Annotated in this window: 15 protein-coding genes; 8 read left to right on the forward strand and 7 right to left on the reverse strand. The window is 44.8% G+C overall.

Annotated elements, in window-relative coordinates:
* Positions 1-117: 117 nt before the first annotated feature.
* Genes MHH52_RS01515 through MHH52_RS01540 form a run of 6 tightly spaced genes read right to left on the reverse strand, consistent with a single transcriptional unit; the run spans position 118 to position 5,337 of the window.
* Positions 118-984: a metallophosphoesterase gene (locus MHH52_RS01515; protein WP_340006207.1), complete on the reverse strand. Its 867-nt coding sequence runs from the start codon at positions 982-984 to the stop codon at positions 118-120.
* A gap of 51 nt (positions 985-1,035) precedes the next feature.
* The gene (locus MHH52_RS01520) at positions 1,036-1,350 is read right to left on the reverse strand and encodes a multidrug efflux SMR transporter (protein WP_060626586.1); all 315 of its coding nucleotides are present in this window, start codon (positions 1,348-1,350) and stop codon (positions 1,036-1,038) included.
* Positions 1,351-1,373: 23 nt separating this feature from the next.
* Entirely contained in the window at positions 1,374-2,162 is a 789-nt protein-coding gene (locus MHH52_RS01525; protein WP_313636524.1) for an HAD family hydrolase, read from the reverse strand.
* A 15-nt stretch (positions 2,163-2,177) separates the two neighbouring features.
* A complete protein-coding gene (locus MHH52_RS01530; RefSeq protein WP_340009442.1) occupies positions 2,178-3,524 on the reverse strand; it encodes an ABC transporter substrate-binding protein in 1,347 nt (448 codons plus the stop codon).
* Positions 3,525-3,560: 36 nt separating this feature from the next.
* Positions 3,561-4,406, reverse strand: a complete 846-nt coding sequence (locus tag MHH52_RS01535; RefSeq protein WP_313636523.1) for a carbohydrate ABC transporter permease — start codon at positions 4,404-4,406, stop codon at positions 3,561-3,563.
* Positions 4,407-4,431: 25 nt separating this feature from the next.
* A complete protein-coding gene (locus MHH52_RS01540; RefSeq protein WP_340006210.1) occupies positions 4,432-5,337 on the reverse strand; it encodes a sugar ABC transporter permease in 906 nt (301 codons plus the stop codon).
* Positions 5,338-5,532: 195 nt separating this feature from the next.
* Here MHH52_RS01540 and MHH52_RS01545 point away from each other — a divergent pair, with 195 nt between their 5' ends.
* The 3 genes from MHH52_RS01545 (at position 5,533) to MHH52_RS01555 (ending at position 8,668) form a co-directional block, all read left to right on the forward strand.
* Positions 5,533-6,090: a transcriptional regulator gene (locus MHH52_RS01545; RefSeq protein ID WP_340006212.1), complete on the forward strand. Its 558-nt coding sequence runs from the start codon at positions 5,533-5,535 to the stop codon at positions 6,088-6,090.
* 208 nt (positions 6,091-6,298) lie between these two features.
* Positions 6,299-7,483, forward strand: coding sequence for a polysaccharide deacetylase family protein (locus MHH52_RS01550; protein ID WP_340006214.1), 1,185 nt, complete (start codon positions 6,299-6,301; stop codon positions 7,481-7,483).
* Between the two features lie 168 nt (positions 7,484-7,651).
* Positions 7,652-8,668 (forward strand): AI-2E family transporter, encoded by a 1,017-nt coding sequence (locus MHH52_RS01555; protein WP_340006216.1) that lies wholly within the window; start codon positions 7,652-7,654, stop codon positions 8,666-8,668.
* A 121-nt stretch (positions 8,669-8,789) separates the two neighbouring features.
* On the opposite strand, the gene MHH52_RS01560 is transcribed toward MHH52_RS01555, so the two are convergent.
* On the reverse strand, positions 8,790-9,179 hold the full coding sequence (locus tag MHH52_RS01560) for a hypothetical protein (RefSeq protein WP_313636518.1): 390 nt from the start codon (positions 9,177-9,179) through the stop codon (positions 8,790-8,792).
* Between the two features lie 256 nt (positions 9,180-9,435).
* On the opposite strand from MHH52_RS01560, the gene MHH52_RS01565 reads away from it, so the two are divergent.
* From MHH52_RS01565 to MHH52_RS01585, 5 genes are all read left to right on the forward strand, one after another.
* Entirely contained in the window at positions 9,436-15,225 is a 5,790-nt protein-coding gene (locus MHH52_RS01565; RefSeq protein WP_340006218.1) for an S-layer homology domain-containing protein, read from the forward strand.
* A gap of 180 nt (positions 15,226-15,405) precedes the next feature.
* Positions 15,406-15,717 (forward strand): cyclic nucleotide-binding domain-containing protein, encoded by a 312-nt coding sequence (locus MHH52_RS01570; RefSeq protein WP_340006219.1) that lies wholly within the window; start codon positions 15,406-15,408, stop codon positions 15,715-15,717.
* Between the two features lie 3 nt (positions 15,718-15,720).
* Positions 15,721-16,632: an anion permease gene (locus MHH52_RS01575; protein WP_340009444.1), complete on the forward strand. Its 912-nt coding sequence runs from the start codon at positions 15,721-15,723 to the stop codon at positions 16,630-16,632.
* Between the two features lie 23 nt (positions 16,633-16,655).
* Entirely contained in the window at positions 16,656-18,416 is a 1,761-nt protein-coding gene (locus MHH52_RS01580; RefSeq protein ID WP_340006221.1) for an adenylate/guanylate cyclase domain-containing protein, read from the forward strand.
* Positions 18,413-20,077, forward strand: coding sequence for a FecR domain-containing protein (locus tag MHH52_RS01585; RefSeq protein WP_340006222.1), 1,665 nt, complete (start codon positions 18,413-18,415; stop codon positions 20,075-20,077). The genes MHH52_RS01580 and MHH52_RS01585 overlap by 4 nt, the downstream gene beginning before the upstream one ends.
* The last annotated feature ends 34 nt before the right edge of the window (positions 20,078-20,111 follow it).

Genomic DNA, 20,111 nt, shown 5'->3' on the forward strand with positions numbered 1-20,111 from the left:
GTCCATCTTTAAAAGTGAAGCAAGTGAATATGTGCAAAATGGCGTGGCGGTATGGCTAATACTTCTGCGCGTAATTTACAGAATGAAATTCCCCGCAGCTTGCTGCGGGGAGTTTCATTATACGTTTACCGCTGGATAAGCTACCTCATATTGTGCAGCTTCAATCCATGTTCCTGTTTTAAAATCTCTGCCCCGGATAAGCACTTTATCCCTATACACTTCCACATAGAAGCCTTGGCTACCCGTCTTATGCTCATCTTCATTTGTCCAAAGGTAGGCGACAGAAGCGGCATTAAACATCGTTGAGATCTCTCCATGGCCAGGGTACATAGTGTTGTTTACCTCTAGCTCCCAATGGGTATGTCCGGTGAATAACAAGGTCTGGGGGTATCTCGAAAGAATCTCTTTTAATTCCTTATCTTGTGTGACACCGTACCAATCTTGTGATTCTAGCGATCCAGCCACTGTGTCTTTGAGCGGTTGGTGCAGGAAGAGAAAGACAGGCTGATCCGGTGAAGATTGCTCCCCAAGCTTGTGCTCCAGCCAATCAAGTTGTTCAGAGGAAAGGTCACAGAATAGGGGCAATCCTTGCTCTGTACCTAGAAAAATAAAATGATAGCCATTGATCCAGTGATCATGATAGGGTCCAGACATTCCGGTCTGTGACGTATACATCCCTAAGCGAGACTCCCAATTTCCGAGGCCCACATCATGATTGCCTAAGGTAAAGGTAATATCGGGTAAGTCCGCTTTATACTGATTGAGGATACGGAGCATTTCTTCGTATTCAGCAGGGAACCCGTGGTCTGTGACATCACCGATATGCATAATCCCGCTGCTGCCTTTCCCATGCGCCGCTATATCACGGAGTGCCAGCTCGAAGTTAAGATTGTACTCATGATTTCGTTCAGCGGTGACATGCGTATCCGTGATAATCTGAAAGGTGATAACAGGTTTCTCTTCAGGTAATGTGTTCGTACTCATGTTTAGGCATCCTCCTTCATCTATGAATCTATGAAATACTGTTGCTGTTCGCTAATGTGTCTTCCCGCTAATGTTCAGTCCTATGATCCCGGTAATAATAACAGCTATCCATAGTAGTGAGGACAGGGTTAGCTTTTCTTCAAAAAACAGGGCTCCTATGAAGGAAATTAGAATGATTCCCGCTCCTGACCATATCGCATAAGCAACGCCTACCTTAATAGAGGTGAGGGCATAATTCAGGGAGGTGAAGCTGGCCCCATAGAACAGGAACATGAGCACGGAAGGCCAGAGCTGAGTGAACCCCTGAGATATTTTCATAGAGATGGTCCCTGAGAGCTCAAACACAATAGCCAGCGTCAGAAACATCCATGCCCATATTCCTTCTATTTTCACAGGGAAGTAACCTCGATTCTGAGATCGGCATAAGATCGCACAATGAGATCTGCATCCGGGAGAATGTGCGTCGAAGCAATATTGTCTTCACTGTCTGCTAGGCCGATAGCTACCTGTACGCCCGCTGCTTTAGCCATTCGCATATCCCCGTTAGTATCGCCGATAACCGCTGTCTGCGCGGGTTCCACGGCCAACCTTTCGCAGGCAAGCTGCACCATGTCGGGGAAGGGTTTACCTTGATCCACAAGATCTGTTCCAATCACCACAGTAAAATAATGCCGTATGCCGAGCCATTGGAGATGTTTTTCCGCGGCATCTGTTTCATCTGCGGTCACCACGGCGAGAGGGATGCCTGCAATCAAACAATCATCAAGAAAACGATGTAGTCCCGGAAGTGAGAGAACGGGGCGGTTCTCTTCTAACATATCATCCGCTTCCTGACGGCACTGATGAACAAGCTCCATGGACTCAGCCCAAGATAAACCTTGCAGATAACCCTGCCATGACAGGATGGCATAGAGATCGCTCATGGTCCCCATGGCCAGCGGTCCGTTGCGATCATAATCGGTAATGCTTCCCTGGGCATTGTGTACAGTTCCCATTAATACAGGGAGTTGTTCTTCTGCAACCTGTAGTCCTCTTTGCTTCATATACTTTATGAATTTCTCTAAAAAACATTCGCCCCAGCTGCCCCAGAGGGATACAAACTGGAGCAGCGTACCATCCTTATCGAATAGAATAGCTGCAACAGTGTATCTGCCCTGTGGAGTGATGAGCTCAGACATGAAGTCCACCACCCTTTATTTTAATTTATCAAGCGCTGCTTGCGCCGTTTCTTGCGCTTCCTTAAGTGCTTGTGCTGCAGGAATATTCTCAATTTGCACCTTATCTGCGGCGATTTTCAGCGCATCGTTGATCTTGCCGCCAGTTGGGTCTTGGAATGGTGCAGAACCATGAGAGGCTTGCATCAACGGAACCTTAATCTGCGGATTGCTTTCGCTGAATGACACAAACGCCGGGTCTTGCAATGCGGATTGGCGCACGGAAATATATCCAGTATGAATTGACCAGAAGGCAGTATTCTCAGCATTTGTGAAGTAGGTTAGCCATTTCATAGCCGCTTCCTTCTCACTGTCGCTGGCTTTGGATAGAACGCCGGCCATAAGTGCTTGTGCTCCGGGTTTACCCTCGCCAATCCCTGCCCAGCCTGGCTGCTCCATGGCAGAAACAATACTGAAGTCGAGGTCGCCCTGATCCCCACTGGAGCCGGTGTAGCCTGCGGATTGACCCTTCATGACATCGTCAATCGTCTTGTACCAATACTCCCAGCCTTGACCACCGGAATGAATCCGCATGATCTTATCCTCGTGAATCCACTTGCGGAACAAATCCCAGGTTTCGATCCATTCTTTGGAGTCAATCATGACTTGTTTCCCGTCCTCGCTAAGAATAGTGCCTCCTTTGCTGAGCACGGCATCAATCATGTTCCCTGGACCCCACATAGGCTCCCAACCGAAGAAGGTGGTTTTGTCGCCGTCTTTCACTGTCATTTTCTCAGCGGCGGCAGCTAGGTCTTCCCAAGTCTTCAGTGTGCTCGCATCAATTCCGTTTTTCTCAAAAGCATCTTTGCGGTAGTACATAACCTGCGTTGTTCCATACATCGGCAGGAAGTATTGCTTACCATCAACCTGGCCCTGATTTAGAAAGGTTTGGACAAAGTCCTCTTTATTAAAATCTGGCTGCATTGCCATAAGTTCGTCCATCGGAGCGAAATATCCTTTACGGGCCCAATCTACATTTGAGGAGAGAGCAGCAGCCGGTACTTTTCCTGTAGCAATCGCCGCTTGCAGCTTCTGCTCGGTTTCAGTGTAATCCGCCTGTGCGATACCTTTGACGATGACCTCTTGCTGAGAAGCATTAAATTTCTGAATCAGTGCCTCCATATTCTCACCAAGCTTGCCGCCGAGACCATACCAGAATTCAATCGTTACCGGTGCATTTTGTGTGGGCGCAGCCTCTGTGGAGGGGGAAGAAGAAGCTCCATTTGCCGCTGTAACATTGCCTGTATTCGAATTTCCTCCGCAAGCTGTTAACATTGTAAATCCAGCAATCAAAGATAGGGTGGACAGTCTCTTTAATACGTTCATCATCATTCTCCTCTTAATTTAAATAGAATTGTTAGCTTATCCTTTGCTTGATCCAGCGGTCATATTGACACTTTGCATGATCGTTTTTTGAGCTAGTAGAAATACTAGCAGCAGCGGGGCGATGGTGAATGCGCTAGCGGCCATGATCAGCGGCCATTTTAATCCGTAAGCACCTCCTTGAGTGAAGAAACTACGCAGACCGGCCGAGACTAGCTGTAGATTAGGGTCTTTGGTGATCAGCATCGGCCAGAAATAGTTATTGTACTGATCAATGAAGGTGATCAGGGCTAGCACAGCAAAGGAAGAACGTGTAATGGGGACAAGAATGGTCCACAGAATCCGCATATGCGAGGAACCATCTACTTCTCCAGCCTCCACCAGCTCATGGGGAACCTGAAGGAAGGCTTGCCGAATTAGAAAGATCGAGAAGACACTTACACAGTTGGAGAGAATTAGTCCGGCATATGAATCTAGTAGATGAAGCTGGGACAGTACCAAATATCCCGGAAGATAAACAGCGGTGGCAGGGACCATATAGCCGAAAAGAATAACCCCTGAGAACAGTCCTCTGAAGCGGAATTTCATATGTGTAAGCGCATAGGCCATCATCCCGGAATTTATCACCTGCAAAATAACAATCGACACGGCGACAAATACGCTATTGCCCATATATCTGAAGAAAGGGGCTTCGTGCCAGGCGGCTGAAAAGTTACTCCACAGCGGTTCTTTAGGCCAGATCGTGGGAGGAGACTGCCAGATTTCATCATTGGTTTTTAAGGCGCTGGTGACCATCCAATAGAAGGGGAAGGCCATGATCAGTGCAATAGCTGCAAAAAATAGATGGCGGGCCAGTTTACCCACTCGTACGATCGTTGCATTCATCAGTCGTTCTCCTTTACAGCAGTTGTTATTGATAATGAGTTGTCCGTTTACTAACCTCTAGCGAGACTACGGATAGCAGCATACATATAAATACAAGAACCATTGCGACAGTAGAGGCTTCTCCAATTTGAAAGGCTTCAAAGGCAGACTGATAATACATATAGAGCAAGGTACGTGTTGATCCTGAGGGTCCACCCTGTGTAAGTACGTTAATCTGGTCGTATGCCTGTAACGCTCCAATGATCTGTACGATGAACAGAAACAGTGTCGTCGGCGAGATTAGCGGTAAAGTAATGCGGATGAATTTTTGAACAGCATTTGCTCCATCCAGTTCAGCGGCTTCCAGCAGATCAGAAGGAACATTACGCAGCGCCACCAAGTAAAAAATCATTGCCCAGCCTACCGATTTCCATATCGTCACAAGCAGAACACCGAGCAGCGCCCATTTAGGATCTTGGAGCCAGCCGATTTTTTCTAGACCTAATAGATCAAGTACAGTATTGGCAAGACCGATTTCCGGTTCGTAGATCCAGGACCAGACAATGGATACAGCCACGGTCGGCGTGACCCAAGGGGAGAAAAGCAATACCTGATAAAGGGTGGAGCCTTTCAGTTTTCCGTTCATCAGGAGTGCTAGTCCAAGTCCGATCAGAATAACGGGCAGCACACTTCCCGCACAGAATAACAGAGTCACTCTAAGTGCTTTATAGAAGGCAGGATTGTTGAACAGATCCAGATAGTTGGTTAGTCCGACAAAGGTTTTCTCGGGGCTCATGAAGTCCCATTCGGTAAAGCTGAGATAAAATACATAAAGTAATGGCGCAAGCCAAAATACAACGAATGGAATCATTGCTGGCAAGGTGAAGAGCACCGGTTTCAACTCACCTATAAATCTCGAACGTTTCATTATTCTGTCGATACCCCATTCCATCTTCTGTTTTTTGCGGTATAATTCTGAGGAAAGCTCTTCCGTTCAAAAAAAATTGTACACTCATCGAGCAGCTGCGTGGTCAAGTGGGCGTAAAGATCGATGCGAGATTATGTAAAAATTTAAGAGATTAGCGAAAGTAGTTGCTGTTTTGTGTAAAATAGAAGGGTAGATTCTAAGTGGAATGAAGGTGCAGCTATGAAACAGGTAGCCTTTGGTGAAGAGAATAAAGACTTATCTCCACGTGAGCAGCTGCTGCGTCCGATGATCGATGCGATTGCTCAGACGATGGACTTATATGGCGCCAATTACTCATTCGGGCAGCTGTATGGGATTATGTTCTTTGAAGACCGGCCGATGACGCTTGAAGAGATGAAGAATGTGATGAATATGAGCAAGAGTAATATGAGCTATGGGGTCCGTTCTTTGATGGCTTCCAAGATGGTGACCAAGCTGGAGGAGAAGCGGGAGCGAAAGGATCTGTATGCAGTGGAAACAGATTTCTTTCAGACCTTTAAGAACTTTTTTGGGATGAAGCTGCAGCGGGAGATTGATGTCATGAAGCAGGCTTTGGACGTTGTCATTCCTGAGCTGGAGGGATTGGTTCAAGCCATGGATACGCCTGAGGAGGAGCGGCAATTCTGCCTGAAGGATCTGGAGAAGCTGGAGCATGCCGTCCAATATTATCATTGGCTGCAGCAGTTTGTGGATGAGCTTGGTGAAGAGAATTACTTTGCAGACAAGAGAAGGTTCTAGACTGTCTACAATTACATATAGATGTATATAATTGTATATATCTCCATTTGAAGGAGGTGTTCCTTAAGCCAGTTCAGGCTTAAGGATCGCCTCCTGTTTTTATTATAAAAAACAAAATAAGAAGAAAATGTAACCAATAGTAGGTGGAACTGTCACCAAATATGTAGTTACATAGTGAATAAAAGATCTTTTTAAGGAGATTCAGAGATTGCATACGAAAAAATATAGGATACTTTTAGTCATCGTTCTGCTAATAAGTCTTGCTGCTATTTTCAACAATCAACGCGAGTCTTCTATAGTTACTATAAATGTGAACGGTCAAATCATTAAGACGGTAGCTACATACCCGGCCTCGCCTGATGAGCTTATGATCCCCAAGGCTGTTGCCGAACAGGCCCTGAACATACATATCAACTGGCAGAAGCCGGGACCACTTCCGAAAGGTATTTACTACAGAGATCAGGTAGCCGTGCTGATGTACCATCATCTTTCAGAGAAGCCAATGCCGCAGTTTCCTTGGATCTTATCGGCCGATCGGTTTGATGATCAAATGAAGCTGCTGAAGCAGGAAGGTTTTCATGTGATTACGATGGAAGAATACCGGGAATTTATGCTGAATAATGGTACGGTTCCGGATAATGCGGTGCTGCTAACTTTTGATGATGGATATGAGAGCTTTTATGAATTGGCCCTTCCTATCCTGAAAAAGTATGGCTATACGGCAGTTAATTTCGTTATCGTGTCTGCGATTGATCACCCAGATCCGAATAGTGTGCCGAAACTCACCTGGGAGCAGATGCGGGAAATGAAGCGGGACGGGATGGGATTCTATAGTCATACGTACGATTTACACCATTATGGTATCGTGGATGCTGAGGGTGGGGAGCGGCCAGCAGCCAGCGCCTTGTTATATATCGACGATGAGAACAGAAATGAATTGAACGTGGAGTACTACAGCAGAGTCACTCATGATTTGGCCAAAGCGGAGCAAAGGCTGAAGGAAGAACTGGGGAATACGGATTCAGCGATTGCCTTTCCCTATGGATCTTATAATGACCGATTGCTATCTGCTTGTGATTCACTCGGGATTTCGCTGACATTTAAAATTCAGGATGGAATAAATGCGAGAACGGACCGGAACGCCTCTCGAATTAACGGGGGAAGCCAGGGTCTTACCGCAGTCCAAACACTTGAGCAGATCAAGCATATAGATTCGCCAATGGAATTAACCCTGAATAACCAAAGAGTAGATCTGGTAGGAAGCACGCCCGAAATGAGAAAAGGGATTTTGATGGTTCCGTTTATTCAATTATGCAAAGATCTTCATATTAATCTGAACTATGATCAGAAGAGTCGAATCGTTAAGTTAATGCACACAACTGGAGGAGCGTAAAAGGCTAAGGAAATGTATGGAATGGATATCACTATTCTCTATGTTCAGTAGGAGTTTACAAAAAGTGAGAAATTCCGTCAATTTAGGCGAATCACTAGTTGCTATAAGTGAATTCCTTACTGTAGACTATAAATAGAGTACTAATTGGTAGGCGAATGGAGAGAACTGATGGAAGTATTTAAGCGTTATTACGCGAATTTAACGGTCCGGCGTTTTTTTATTTTGGGGCTGGTTGCCCTACTGCTATTCAGTATTAGAGATATGCTCAATTTAGTACTGTTAACATTTCTGATGGCTTATGTAATGAACAGCTTTCAAGTGCTACTCACGAAGCGGATCAATAAATATGTTGCAGTCAACAGTAAAGTCATTATTATTATTTTGTATTTAGCCTTAATTGCTCTGATCGTAGTTACTTTAGTTAATTATTTGCCGAAGGTCTTCACTCAGATTAAGCAGTTAACAAATTTTCTGACCAGTTTAGCCCCTGCAAATATTCCACAGAACGAAATCGCGCAGTATTTATTTACCCAGCTTAAGGATTTGAACTATCAGTCTTATGTGAAAGATGGTCTTGAATACGGTCTAAAAATAAGTAATTGGGGTACCAGCTTCGTATTATCCACTATTCTGAGCTTTGTCTTTATCCTTGAGAAGAACAGAATTGTCAGTTTCACTGCCCGTCTTAAAGAGAGTAAGATTTCTTGGTTCTATGTAGAGCTTGAGTATTTTGGTAGAAAATTCATCTCATCTTTCGGTAAAGTTATTGAAGCGCAAATTCTGATCGCGCTGTTTAATACATGCTTTACGGTGATTGGACTCTGGATCTTAGGTTTTCCGTACCTATTCGCCTTATCGATTATGATCTTCCTGCTTAGTCTGATTCCGGTTGTAGGTTTTGTGGTCTCCTTAATACCACTTTGTATTATTGGTTACAATATTGGCGGCCTAGCTATGACGATATATGTACTGGCTATGATTGCCGTATTACATTTTGTCGAGGGTTACTTCTTGAATCCAAAACTAATGTCATCCAAAATGAACCTGCCGATGTTCTACACCTTTATCGTACTGTTATTCTCTGAACATTACTTGGGTGTATGGGGTCTAATTCTCGGAATTCCAATTTTTGTATTCTTCCTGGACATACTAGAGATCAATAGAGATAACAAGATAGGGACTTAGGAATTCAGTTAAATAGCGTTGAATATACGAAGAGGGTGATCCGATAGCCATTCAATGGCTATCGGATCACCCTCTTTATTTTGTGTGGAGAAATGTTGTACGGCCACTGTATGTACCCTTGTTAGCCGAAAGAAGTGAGAACACTCTCCGTAACGATGTCCCTCAGCTCCGCTTTGTGTGCTGCATACTGCTCGGCTGAAATGCTTCCGGAAGCTAGTCGTGAATCTAGTTGTTCCGTTAGCTGGGCTACCTGTAGATCGATCACATCTTCAATATCTGTGTTTTGTTCTGATGCAATATCTTGAAGTGACTTGCCGTCATATAAGGCATCGTATAGATCTTCATCTGTAGGTTGGTTAAGTGCTTTCAATAATAATTCGTCTTTATCGGCAGTCTTTACAGTGGACCATTGGGTAGTCGAACTTGCGTTAGCAGTAAGGCTACTCCAAGCATTTCCAAAAGACATTACCATAACTACGGTGCCTACTATAATCACTCTTTTTATATCCATTAGAGTCCTCTTTTCTTATTTTACAAATAACGTTTTTATGGGTTCTGATTAAGGTGTCTGTGTTGGTTGTGATTTAACTTAGTTCTATTGTAACCCGGAAAGCTGAGCCCAAGCTTAAACAATATTTAAGATAACCTAAAGATTTAACATTGAATTGATATAGCGATAATATAGCCCTTGTATACTTTCCAGATGATCTAAATTGCATATTTATGCAAATAGGTCACAATCAAACTTATGGGGAGTGTTCGGAGTTTTGAGAATAACAGCAAAGACTAAACGTTTTCTATCCAGCTTGATTGCTAGCAGTTTGATGCTGGGACTAATGGTTCCGGTGGGATTTGCTGAAGAACAGCAGCTGGAAATGGAGCAGACATCATCTGAATTAGGATTACATGTTGATGAACAGGATCAGCTTGTCACGCTTATGAGTCAAACAAACGTAACGACAGATGTGTATGCAGTTCCTACCCATGCAGGATCTTTACTTATTACAGAGGTTGTTCCAGATACTAAAAATGTAAAAGGCACGGATGGGACCTCTGTGGATGGTTACGAATTTGTTGAGGTCTACAATAATACGGACAAGCCGATTAACTTTAAGGATTATTATTTCTTTTATAATGACAAAGATACATGGACACCTAATGGCGATGCGGTAATACCGGCGCACGGCAATATCGTCTTCTGGATTATGAACGGGATTAATCTGGCTGTTCCTGCGGAGGATTTCATCAAAAACTTTAACCCTTCTGCATCTCTGCAGGAAGGTGTGAATCTGTTCCGTATCAACGGCGGGGGCGGTATGGCTAATACTTCGTCGCGTAATTTACAAATTAAAAGTAAAGCAGGAGATGCTCTAATTGTCACTGCTTCTTACGGAAAAGAACATGTTAAGGAGAATAACGGGATTGTCTATCAATATTCGCAAGCCGATAGCTCAGTGATGAGTCTCATGGCGATTTCGGGAACGGTTGCGGCTACACCTGGAACGGTAAATCCAGAACAACTGCCTGAGCAAGTTCCTGTGGAGAAAAAAACGGAGATCGTACATATTTCGCAAAGTAGTGTTGATGCAGCCGATCTCCCTATCAGCGCGAAGATTACTAATCTAGAGATTGGACCAGATGGAACATTGCCCGTTGTAAAGCTACAGTATCGCTCTCCTTCCCAGGTAAGAGATACGGTGATCACCATGACTCCAAAGGGTGAAGATGAATATACGGCGGTAATTCCTGCGGCTGCGTTGGAAGAGCCAGAATTGCACTACAGCATTCGCGTAAACAATGTGACAGAGAGCTATTCTGTTCATGTGAACCTGCCAACGTTTGATTCGAACAATTTGCCGCCACTGTTAATCACAGAGCTGCTGTCGAATTCGACGAATGTAAAAGGAACGAGTAGTGACGCTTTTGAATTCATTGAGGTTTATAACAATACTGACGCACCGATTGATTTCAAGAACTACAAGATCTATTATCGCTATCCTGATAAAGGAAACGCTTCCGATGTGAAGTGGCCTTCGACGAAAGAGAACTTTAAGATTCCTGCACAGCAGTCCGTTGTGTTCTGGATTATTAATAGTGCTAATAGTACGTATACGGCTAATGAATTCAATACAGAATTCAATACGAATCTGGTGGAAGGCACAAACCTATTTCTGATCAAAAGTGATGGTATGGCCAACTCTGGCCGCCGGGCAGTCGTAATCAAGAGTAATACGGAGAAGGAGATTTCCTCCGCGTATTATGATGCTGACCTTACCTATGATGGTGGAGCTAAAGGTGACGATACCAAAGAAAATAAAGCCCTTCTATACAAATATCCTGTGAATGGGCAAAGCAAAATGCTCAAGACTAGCACGGGATCAGCCGTCCCCTCACCAGGCCGGGTGGATGTAGCACAACTTCCAAACACGCCGATCCATGTGGAGCCGGATACCGAAAATCCGACGGTAAATGATCTGACTGCCATAACGGAGATTGATCAGTCGATGAGTCTTGATTTGAAGGCTTTCGCTGATGACAATAAAGCCGTTACGTCCGTAGAAGTAAGAGTAGCTTCGGATAAGCAGCCCGATTTTGTCAGCCATAATCTATCCCAAGACTTCAACGATAGCTTGTATCACTTTAAATTATCATCAGCTGATTTGATTGGTAGAAATGAAATACAGTATTATTTTGTCGTTTCTGATGGAACGAATGAGACAGAATCTCCGGTAATGAAAGTGAAAATTACAGGTGGTCCCGATCAATCCGCGCTTCGTTTGAATGTGAAGGATGGGCAATTCATTAATGGCTCCATGACGGTAAAAGGAACCTCTGCCACTGCTAAGGCTGATGAAGTGGGATTGAGCACCGACAATAAGGTGCTGGGCAATAACGAGGCATATGCCGCCCTTGAGAATGATGCTTACTTTGTATTTGAAGCTAAGAATGTTGATTATTATTTCAAAAATGGCATTACAATGGGACCGGAAGAACTAGGGGATGCGAGCATTCTGTATACCTTTATGGACCCGATTACTACGTATACGACAATGACCTTCCCGATTTCCTCTGAGACTTTACAAGTGGGCACGGATAATGTGATCTACATTCGGGCTGGCTCTAAATCATCGCCTTTTGACCCTCGTCCAGAGGAGAATAAAGATGATTTTGAAGTCAAAAATGTTCGCCTTCTGCTTGCAGATGGTACTGAAATTTGGGACCCCGCTTATGCAGAACGTGATAAAGAAATTAAGATGGGGGACAGCGCAGGTAAGCACGAATCCATCGGCTTCCGGTTCGATCTGAAATCGGATTTGTTCCGTTCGAAGGCTTATAACTGGAATACTAAAGAAGTAACTGACGGAGAACATAAAGTAACACTGACCGAAGGTGGATCCAAGATATCGTCAAATGTAATTGTAGACAACACGCCACCATCTATCAAAGCATCGATTGAAGAAGGAAAAACTTATCGTGGTAATTTCGAAATTGCTGCTGAGATTAAGGATACTTACGCAGGTGTAGATAAAGTCAGCGTGAAGCTGGACGGCAATGTTATTGAGCTGCCTTATGCTACTTCGTCTGGGAAGTTGTCCGGTGGAGACCATACGCTTTCTATCACTGCCCTGGATAAGATCGGCAATCAGGTGGAGAAGGTCATTACATTCCATGTGCCGAATGAAAATCCATTTGCACCACTGCTGATCTCACCTACGAACTGGGAGAGCGGTGTAGGTACTAATTCAACTTTGAAGGTTAAGGTTGAAGATCCTAACAAGGATAAGATGGGCGTTACCTTCTATAGAGGTTTCAAGTACGATGGTAACCATCCAGAGCAAGGATTTACTGGATTTAAGAACGCATCCGATACAGAACCGCCAAAACAATCCGTTCCTGCGGGCGAACAAGCGCTTAGCGCTGACGAATACAGTAAAATAAGTGCTATGGACGGACAGTATTTAATTAACGATGCTGTTGAACAATTTCCTTATCAGCGTTATGAAATTAAGCTGGATGAATCAGTGAAAGCTTCAGATCGTGTGGATATTGAATGGAAAGGGAACTCGTTGCCGGGACGTAAAGTTAGTCTCTACACTTGGAGTCCTGCTGGAGAGAAATGGGTACAGCTGGATCATTTGATCGCCGGAACTGAGGATTTTGAATTGAAATCTACGGTGACTGTTGGAGAATATGCTAATGGGAATAGCATTGCAGTTATGGTTCAGGATGAGATTACGTCCGTGGCTAAGACAGCAACTACAGTTACGCAAGATACGTATGACTTCTCTTTTGTATGGATGTCTGATACGCAATATTATTCACAGAGCTACCCTTACATTTATCGTAAGAATGTGAAGTGGATTGCTGACAACAAAGAGAGCTTGAACCTGAAATATGTTATCCATACAGGCGATATCGTGGATAAATCCTATCAAGAGTATGAGTGGAAGGAAGCTGACCAGAACATGAAGGTTCTGGAGGAGGCTAACATTCCTTATGGTGTTCTTGCGGGTAACCATGACGTAGGTCATCAAACCGGAGATTACACCAAGTTCTGGGAATACTTCGGGGAGTGGAGATTCAAGAACATGCCGACCTTCGGGGGCTCTTATGACAACAACCGAGGTCATTATGATTTGGTATCTGCGAACGGAAATGATTTTATTATCGTGTATATGGGCTGGGGACTGGCAGAGGAAGAAATTGAATGGATGAATGAGATTGTTGCCCGTTATCCAGAGCGTAAAGCCATCCTCTGTCTCCACGAATACATGCTGGTATCTAATAACCGCGCGCCGATTGCCGATACGATCTTTGAAAAGGTTGTAAAACCTAACAAGAACGTAATCGCAGCACTGTCCGGTCATTATCATGATGCAGAGCTTAAGGTAGATGAGTTGGATGATAACGGCGACGGTATTCCAGACCGCAATGTATATCAAATGTTGGCAGATTATCAAGGTGCCGAAGAGGGTGGACTTGGTTATATTCGTCTGCTTCAGTTCGATGTAGCTGACAACAAGCTTCGCGTGAAGACTTATTCGCCTTATTTGGATGATTATAATTACTATGATGAAGGTGAATTCCCAGGCAAAGATGAGTTCGTACTAGATCTGGATCTACAGCCTGTGACTAAACGAGTGGCTACCGATTACATCGGGGTCAAGATTTATAGCGACCAGAAAATCACGGCCAATCAGCAGGTGGTGAGCGGCGCGGAGACTCAAGTTACTTGGAGTAAGCTGAATCCGGATAGCTACTACCAATGGTATACAAAGGTCGAGGATGATCACTCCGGCAGTGTGCTTTCAGACATTTGGGGCTTCTACACTGGAAAAGAGGATGTAACACCTACACCTCCAGTAGTTTCACCAGTGCCTACTGTGGCTCCGAGTCCTACAGCTACACCTGGAGCGCAAAAAGGAAGTATTGAACTGACCTTGGGAAGTGACGGAACGTATACCGCTGATCCGTTAGCATTTAAGAAGCTGATAGAGGAAGCTACTACAGGCGGGAAAATCAAGATTAGCTTAGGCGGAGGAGCTTCGACCCAAGATCAGATTAAACTTGCACTTGATGCAGCGAGCATACAACTGGCTGTCGCTAAGAAGCTAGATCTGAATATTGTGTCTTCCAACGTTACATTGAGCGTACCAACAAGCTCCATACCAGCGATCCCGGCCGGCAGTGATATGCTGCTACTGAGCGTAGATACAAGTACGACATCTGTACTAACAAATGTCGCTGGAATGAGTCCATCAAGGGCTACCGTTACGCTGAACCTCAGTACTACAGCAGGCGGCAAAGAAACGGCTATTCACCAGTTAAAAGGTGCCGTTACAATTACCTTGACCCTGACGAAGGAACAGCTTGCCAGGATCGATACAGATTTTGCAGGTGTCTATTATGTAAATGGCAGCACCTTGGAATATTTGGGTGGAGTGTTTAAAGGGAATACAGTTACCTTTACAACCGATCACTTCTCTTCCTTCGCGGTGCTGGAATACGTTAAGCAGTTTAATGATACTGCTGGTCACTGGGCAGAGTCGTATATTTCCAAGCTGACCGCTAAGCATGTGATAAAAGGGATCGACGATACGCATTATGGACCACAGGCAAATGTAACCCGTGCAGACTTTGTTACACTGGCCATTCGTTCCCTTGGATTGGATGAGGCAAGTGGGGCTATCGCGAACAGTACTTTTGCTGATGTACTTAAAGAGGCGTATTATGCATCATCGATTGACAAAGCTGCTCAACTTGGATTCATCCAAGGCAGTGATGGCAAGTTTCGTCCTAAAGATGCTATTACTCGTGAGGAAGCGGCAGTTGTCCTGCAAAAACTGATACAGTACAAAGAAGGATCGCAATCTTCTTTTGCTGCTACTGCAAGCTTTAAGGATATGAACAGCGTATCAGAGTGGGCGAAACAAGCGGTAAGTGAATTGAAAGTTAAGGGAATCCTTGATGGCAAGGGTGACAATAACTTCGATCCTCGTGGCAAAGTAACCCGTGCTGAAATTGCAAAACTACTTTATGGAATAATCAATTTATAAGAATAGTATGGCAAAGGCAGGCAGAGGTAACTCTGACCTGCTTTTTGTCATTTTTTGTACCTTACATCCCTTTTCTTCTAGAAAAATAGGAAATTCTTACTATTCATATGATTTTTCATATATAATATTTTTGAATAATTTTAATAGACATAATCTTTCAAAATAAGAGGTAGATGGCAAGTGAAGCTGACAAGAATAGAGATGTTCAAGGATCTTTCGAATATGGAGCAGGCTAAACTGCTAGGAATGCTTACGAAGCTGGAGCTTCCTGCGGGTACCCTTCTGTTTGAACAGGGTGATCCTGGGGATCGGATGTTTATCGTTGAACGAGGCACCATTGAGCTATTCTTGAACACGGAAGCGGGTGGCCGCCGCTCTTTAGCGCTGCTTGGACAATGGGAAGTGCTTGGAGAGATGGCGCTGCTAACAGGTGAAGTTCGTTCGGCAGGAGCACAGGCAGCGGTAGAAACTACACTTCGTGGGCAGCTATGAGGCATTGTTGCTGGTGGCATGATTATGAATCCGCTAATTCCCTCCTCCTCAGCTAAGGTATCACTTGGCGTACCTGTTGCACACACACTCTCCGAGTCCATGGGCTACGGTGAACGAAGCAAAGGAGCAGCAGGGTTAGGTCTGGCCGCCATGTTATTCTATGGCTTCACCGCTCCTTTTGTAATGACAGGTTCTTATACTAATGTTATGGCTTACGGTTTGGTGACAGGCGGACAACAGGTTACTTGGCTGCAATGGCTGCTGTATGCTCTCCCCACACTGATTATTTTTGGTGGTGTATTATTAGCCGTCTTATCCTTCATGTTCCGCAATGTCTCAGGCTCCAAGGTGGTATCTGGCGATGTGCTTAACGAACAACTGACACTGCTCGGTCCACTCACCAAAGAAGAACGCATCTCCCTATGGACGATTATTGGCTGCATTGTGTTAATGGTGCTTCAGCCGCTTCACGGGCTGGATAATACATGGGTGAGGCTGATAGGCTTTGCGGTGCTGACGATTAGTGGGGTGCTCTCTTCCTTTTTAAATGAGTATATGTCTCTGTTTGTTTCATCTCCGGTATTGTTTCTGTTGGCAGTTATAATGATTTCCTTCGTAGTTACACTTGTCATTCGCGATGATCCAGCCGTCATTCTACTCGCCACGGCACTTCTTCCGATTGGCGCAGGGCTCGGCATTCATCCATGGGTGCTTGTGTTCCTGATCTTATTATCCACGGACCCCTTCTTCTTCGCTTATCAATCACCAACGTATCTGACCGCCTATTATAGCGCAGAAGGTAAAGCCTTTACCCACAAGCAGGCTCAAAAGATTGCTTTAGGTTATGGACTTGCCGTTATATTACTAGAGATCCTTTGCATTCCTTATTGGCGCTGGCTCGGACTCATTCCATAATACATAGATTGGAGAAACGGACCTTGAGAGTAAAGTTAGCACATATTTTGCTTCTGCTTACGGTGATTTTTGCGGTTCTACTGTATAGAGGGAGTCTCGACTCCATTGATCATCTGTTACAAGATCGCGTGATGCAGCATGAGCGTCCAGTGGATACTACCATTGCTATTATCGGGATAGATGATCAGAGCTTGGAGGATTTCGGCAGCTGGCCATGGAACAGAAATGTTCATGCCCAGCTCTTGGACACACTCTCCGAAGGACATCCAGCTGTAATCGGCTTTGACCTTACGTTCCCTGTCGGCTCGGAGGACCCGGAGGCGGATACTGAATTCGCCGCGGCTGTGGCCCGTGCGGGGAATGTAGTCCTGCCGGTATATGGCACATTTGCGCCAAATACCGAGCAGGGAAAGATCGAAGCGCTGGAGCTGTTCCAGCCGTTTGAGGCCTTACGGGAAGCCGCGGCTGCCACAGCCCATATCAATACCATTACCGACACGGACCATGTGGTGCGTAAAGCTCTTTTTTCTTTTGATTATGAGGGCGAAGCTATTCACAGCTTGTCATGGAGAGTCTATCAGAAATATCGAGAGGCGATGGGGGGCATCGCTGATCCGCAGAAGCTGCCGTTAGATAAGTTCGGGCGTTTCTATATCCCCTATTCCGGAGGCAATGGTGATTTTGAGGAGATCCCTTATTCGGCGGTGCTTAGCGGAGAGGTTCCACCCTCCTATTTTGAGAATAGAATTGTGCTAATTGGGCCTTATGCTACAGGGTTTAAGGATGACTTCCTAACACCGATCAGCGGCAAAAACACGTTATACGGCGTGGAAATACATGCGAATATCATTCAATCGCTGCTGGACGATAATTACAAACGCGTGCTGGACTGGAAGTGGAATGAAGTTGTATTGCTGCTGGTTGCACTCCTGGCCTATCTACTATTCCGCAAAGTGAAAATGTTGTATTCTTACGCCGCCATTGCGGTTATTATGGCTCTTCTTATTTTTGCAGGTCGATTTTTCTATGATCGAGGAACGGTGATTTCACTAGGTTATGTGGTTCCGTTTCTAATTGTAAGCTGCATTATCGTGATAGGGTTTCAATATTTAGAAGAGTTGATGGAAAAACGTAGGGTTACGGATATTTTTGGCCGCTATGTTGCCCCGCAGGTTGTGGATCAAATTCTCAAAAACGGTCAAGAAGGGCTGAAGCTAGGAGGAAGTCGCAGAGAGCTAACCTTGTTATTCGTCGATATTCGTGGCTTTACTCCGTTGTCGGAGGCCGCTGAACCTGAGGAGATTGTAGAGATTTTGAATGAGTATCTAGATCTGACCGCGGGTTGTATTTTTAAGTATGATGGCACGTTGGATAAGTTTATCGGTGATGCCACGATGGCGATCTTTAATGCTCCATTGTTGCTGGAGGATCATCCGATGCAAGCGGTGAAGGCTGCGTGGGCGATGAAGGAAGGCTCGGCGGCGGTGGAACAAAAGCTGTTTGAACGATTTGGGCTTGTAGTGAAATTCGGCATTGGGGTACATACTGGCCCTGCTGTATTTGGGAACATCGGCTCCAAGACACGGATGGATTATACAGCGATTGGCGACACCGTCAATACGGCAGCCCGTCTGGAAAGCAATGCGAAGCCTGGACAAATCCTCATCAGTGAGGCTACCTACGCTTTTGTAAAAGATAGAGTAACTGCTGATTCATTAGGAGAGATCAAGGTAAAGGGCAAGGAACAAGGAATCAGCGTCTACGAATTGGAGGGATTGAGATGAAGTCGTTAAAGCTTACCCTTTCGTTTATTTTGTTGTTCAGTATTCTTTGGCCAGCGGTTGTCACAGAGGCGAAGGATAGCGTCAAAGTGGGGAAAATAACTGCGGTCTCAGGCAAGTCTGAGGTAAAGAAGAGCGGTGGAACGAAGAAATTCAATGCTTTTAAAGGGATGGCGATTACCCAAGGCGATACGATTATAACAGGCACTGATGGGCAAATCAGCCTCGATCTTGATGCTAACAAAGAAGTTACGATCGGTGCAGGAACGACACTTACTATCAGTCAATTAGTCGAAAGCGCAAAGGCGCTGGGCGGTAAGACAAGCCTGAAGCTGCAAAATGGACAAGTCATGATTAAGGTGAAGAAGAAGCTGGATGGCGACTCTCGTTTTGAGATTGAGACTCCGACGGCTATCATGGGCGTTATGGGCACAGAGTTTTTTGTTAGTGTTAATCCTAGTCAAGGCAATGTCCTTAATGGAAATAACGGCAGCTATCTGGCAGTTTTGGAAGGAACAGTTCATGTAGTTCCGTCTATAGATTCCACGCTGATTGAGCGTATGATAACAGCTTCCCAACAACTTATTATGGAGAATCAACAATGGGTGACAGAAAGGCTGTCCCTGGATGTATTACCGCAATTTGCTCTAGAGCAGCATTTGAAATATCTGAACGAAGAAGGGAAATTAACCGAAGCAGTAAATAATCAAATCGAAAGATTAATCCAGCAAATAAAAGATGCTATGGTGGGTCACCCGGTCATATCTATGCCAACATTTTCACCTCAGATTAATTATGATCTATCTAGTTCGATTCCTCTAGATCTATCGAAGCCAAAACGACCAACGCCAACGCCGGAGCCAACTGTGACACCAACACCGGAACCGACGGCAACGCCGACATCGACGCCGGAACCAACAGCAACGCCAACACCGACGCCAGAGCCAACGGAAACACCAAATCCACTTGGCGCGCCTGAGATAGACCAGCAGGAATTTAGAGAACATATCTATGACTATCTCGTCAGTGATACTGAGATTGTTTTGCCGTTTACAGCACCGTTAGCCTTTAATATCGCAGATGACTCTAATCCTAATGCTGCGAGGGATGGGGTGAGTGTTACTTTGAATCAAAGTGAGGACACGCTCGATTTAGGTGAGGTATACATTCGAGAGAATAAGCTTATCATTCAGCTGCGTGAATCACTCTCTTATAGCTCTTTTGTTCAAATCAAGGTTAACGGCGGTTTGTTAAAGAATACCCTTTCCGGGGGGCAGGTACAGGAAGAGGATCAACAGATAGCAGACGGTGGGTTTACCTACAAGGGGAAAATCACTCCGGGTTATTTTAACCATACTGGCCCTATAAGTGAAGATGAAGCACCGGAATTTATCATCCAATCACTGGGTTATGATGTAGGGGAGATTAGATATCGTTATGAATATTATGAGGGAAATCCATCTCCACTAGAAGATACGGATTATATACTGGATCGGAACGATGAGAATACCTTTGTGCTTAAGCTTACTCCGAAATTCTTGAATGGACTAACTCCCGAACCTTATATCGTTATCATTCCTCTGGTGAGGATTGAAGATACAGAAAACGGCCCTTTACAGATAATAATAGACAACCTCCAGATTAGATTATCTTTGTTATTTTAAAGGCGCAATAACCTTCGAGAGGAGAAAAAATGTA

Source organism: Paenibacillus sp. FSL K6-0276, assembly GCF_037977235.1.
In the GTDB taxonomy this organism is placed as follows: Bacteria; Bacillota; Bacilli; order Paenibacillales; family Paenibacillaceae; genus Paenibacillus_AQ.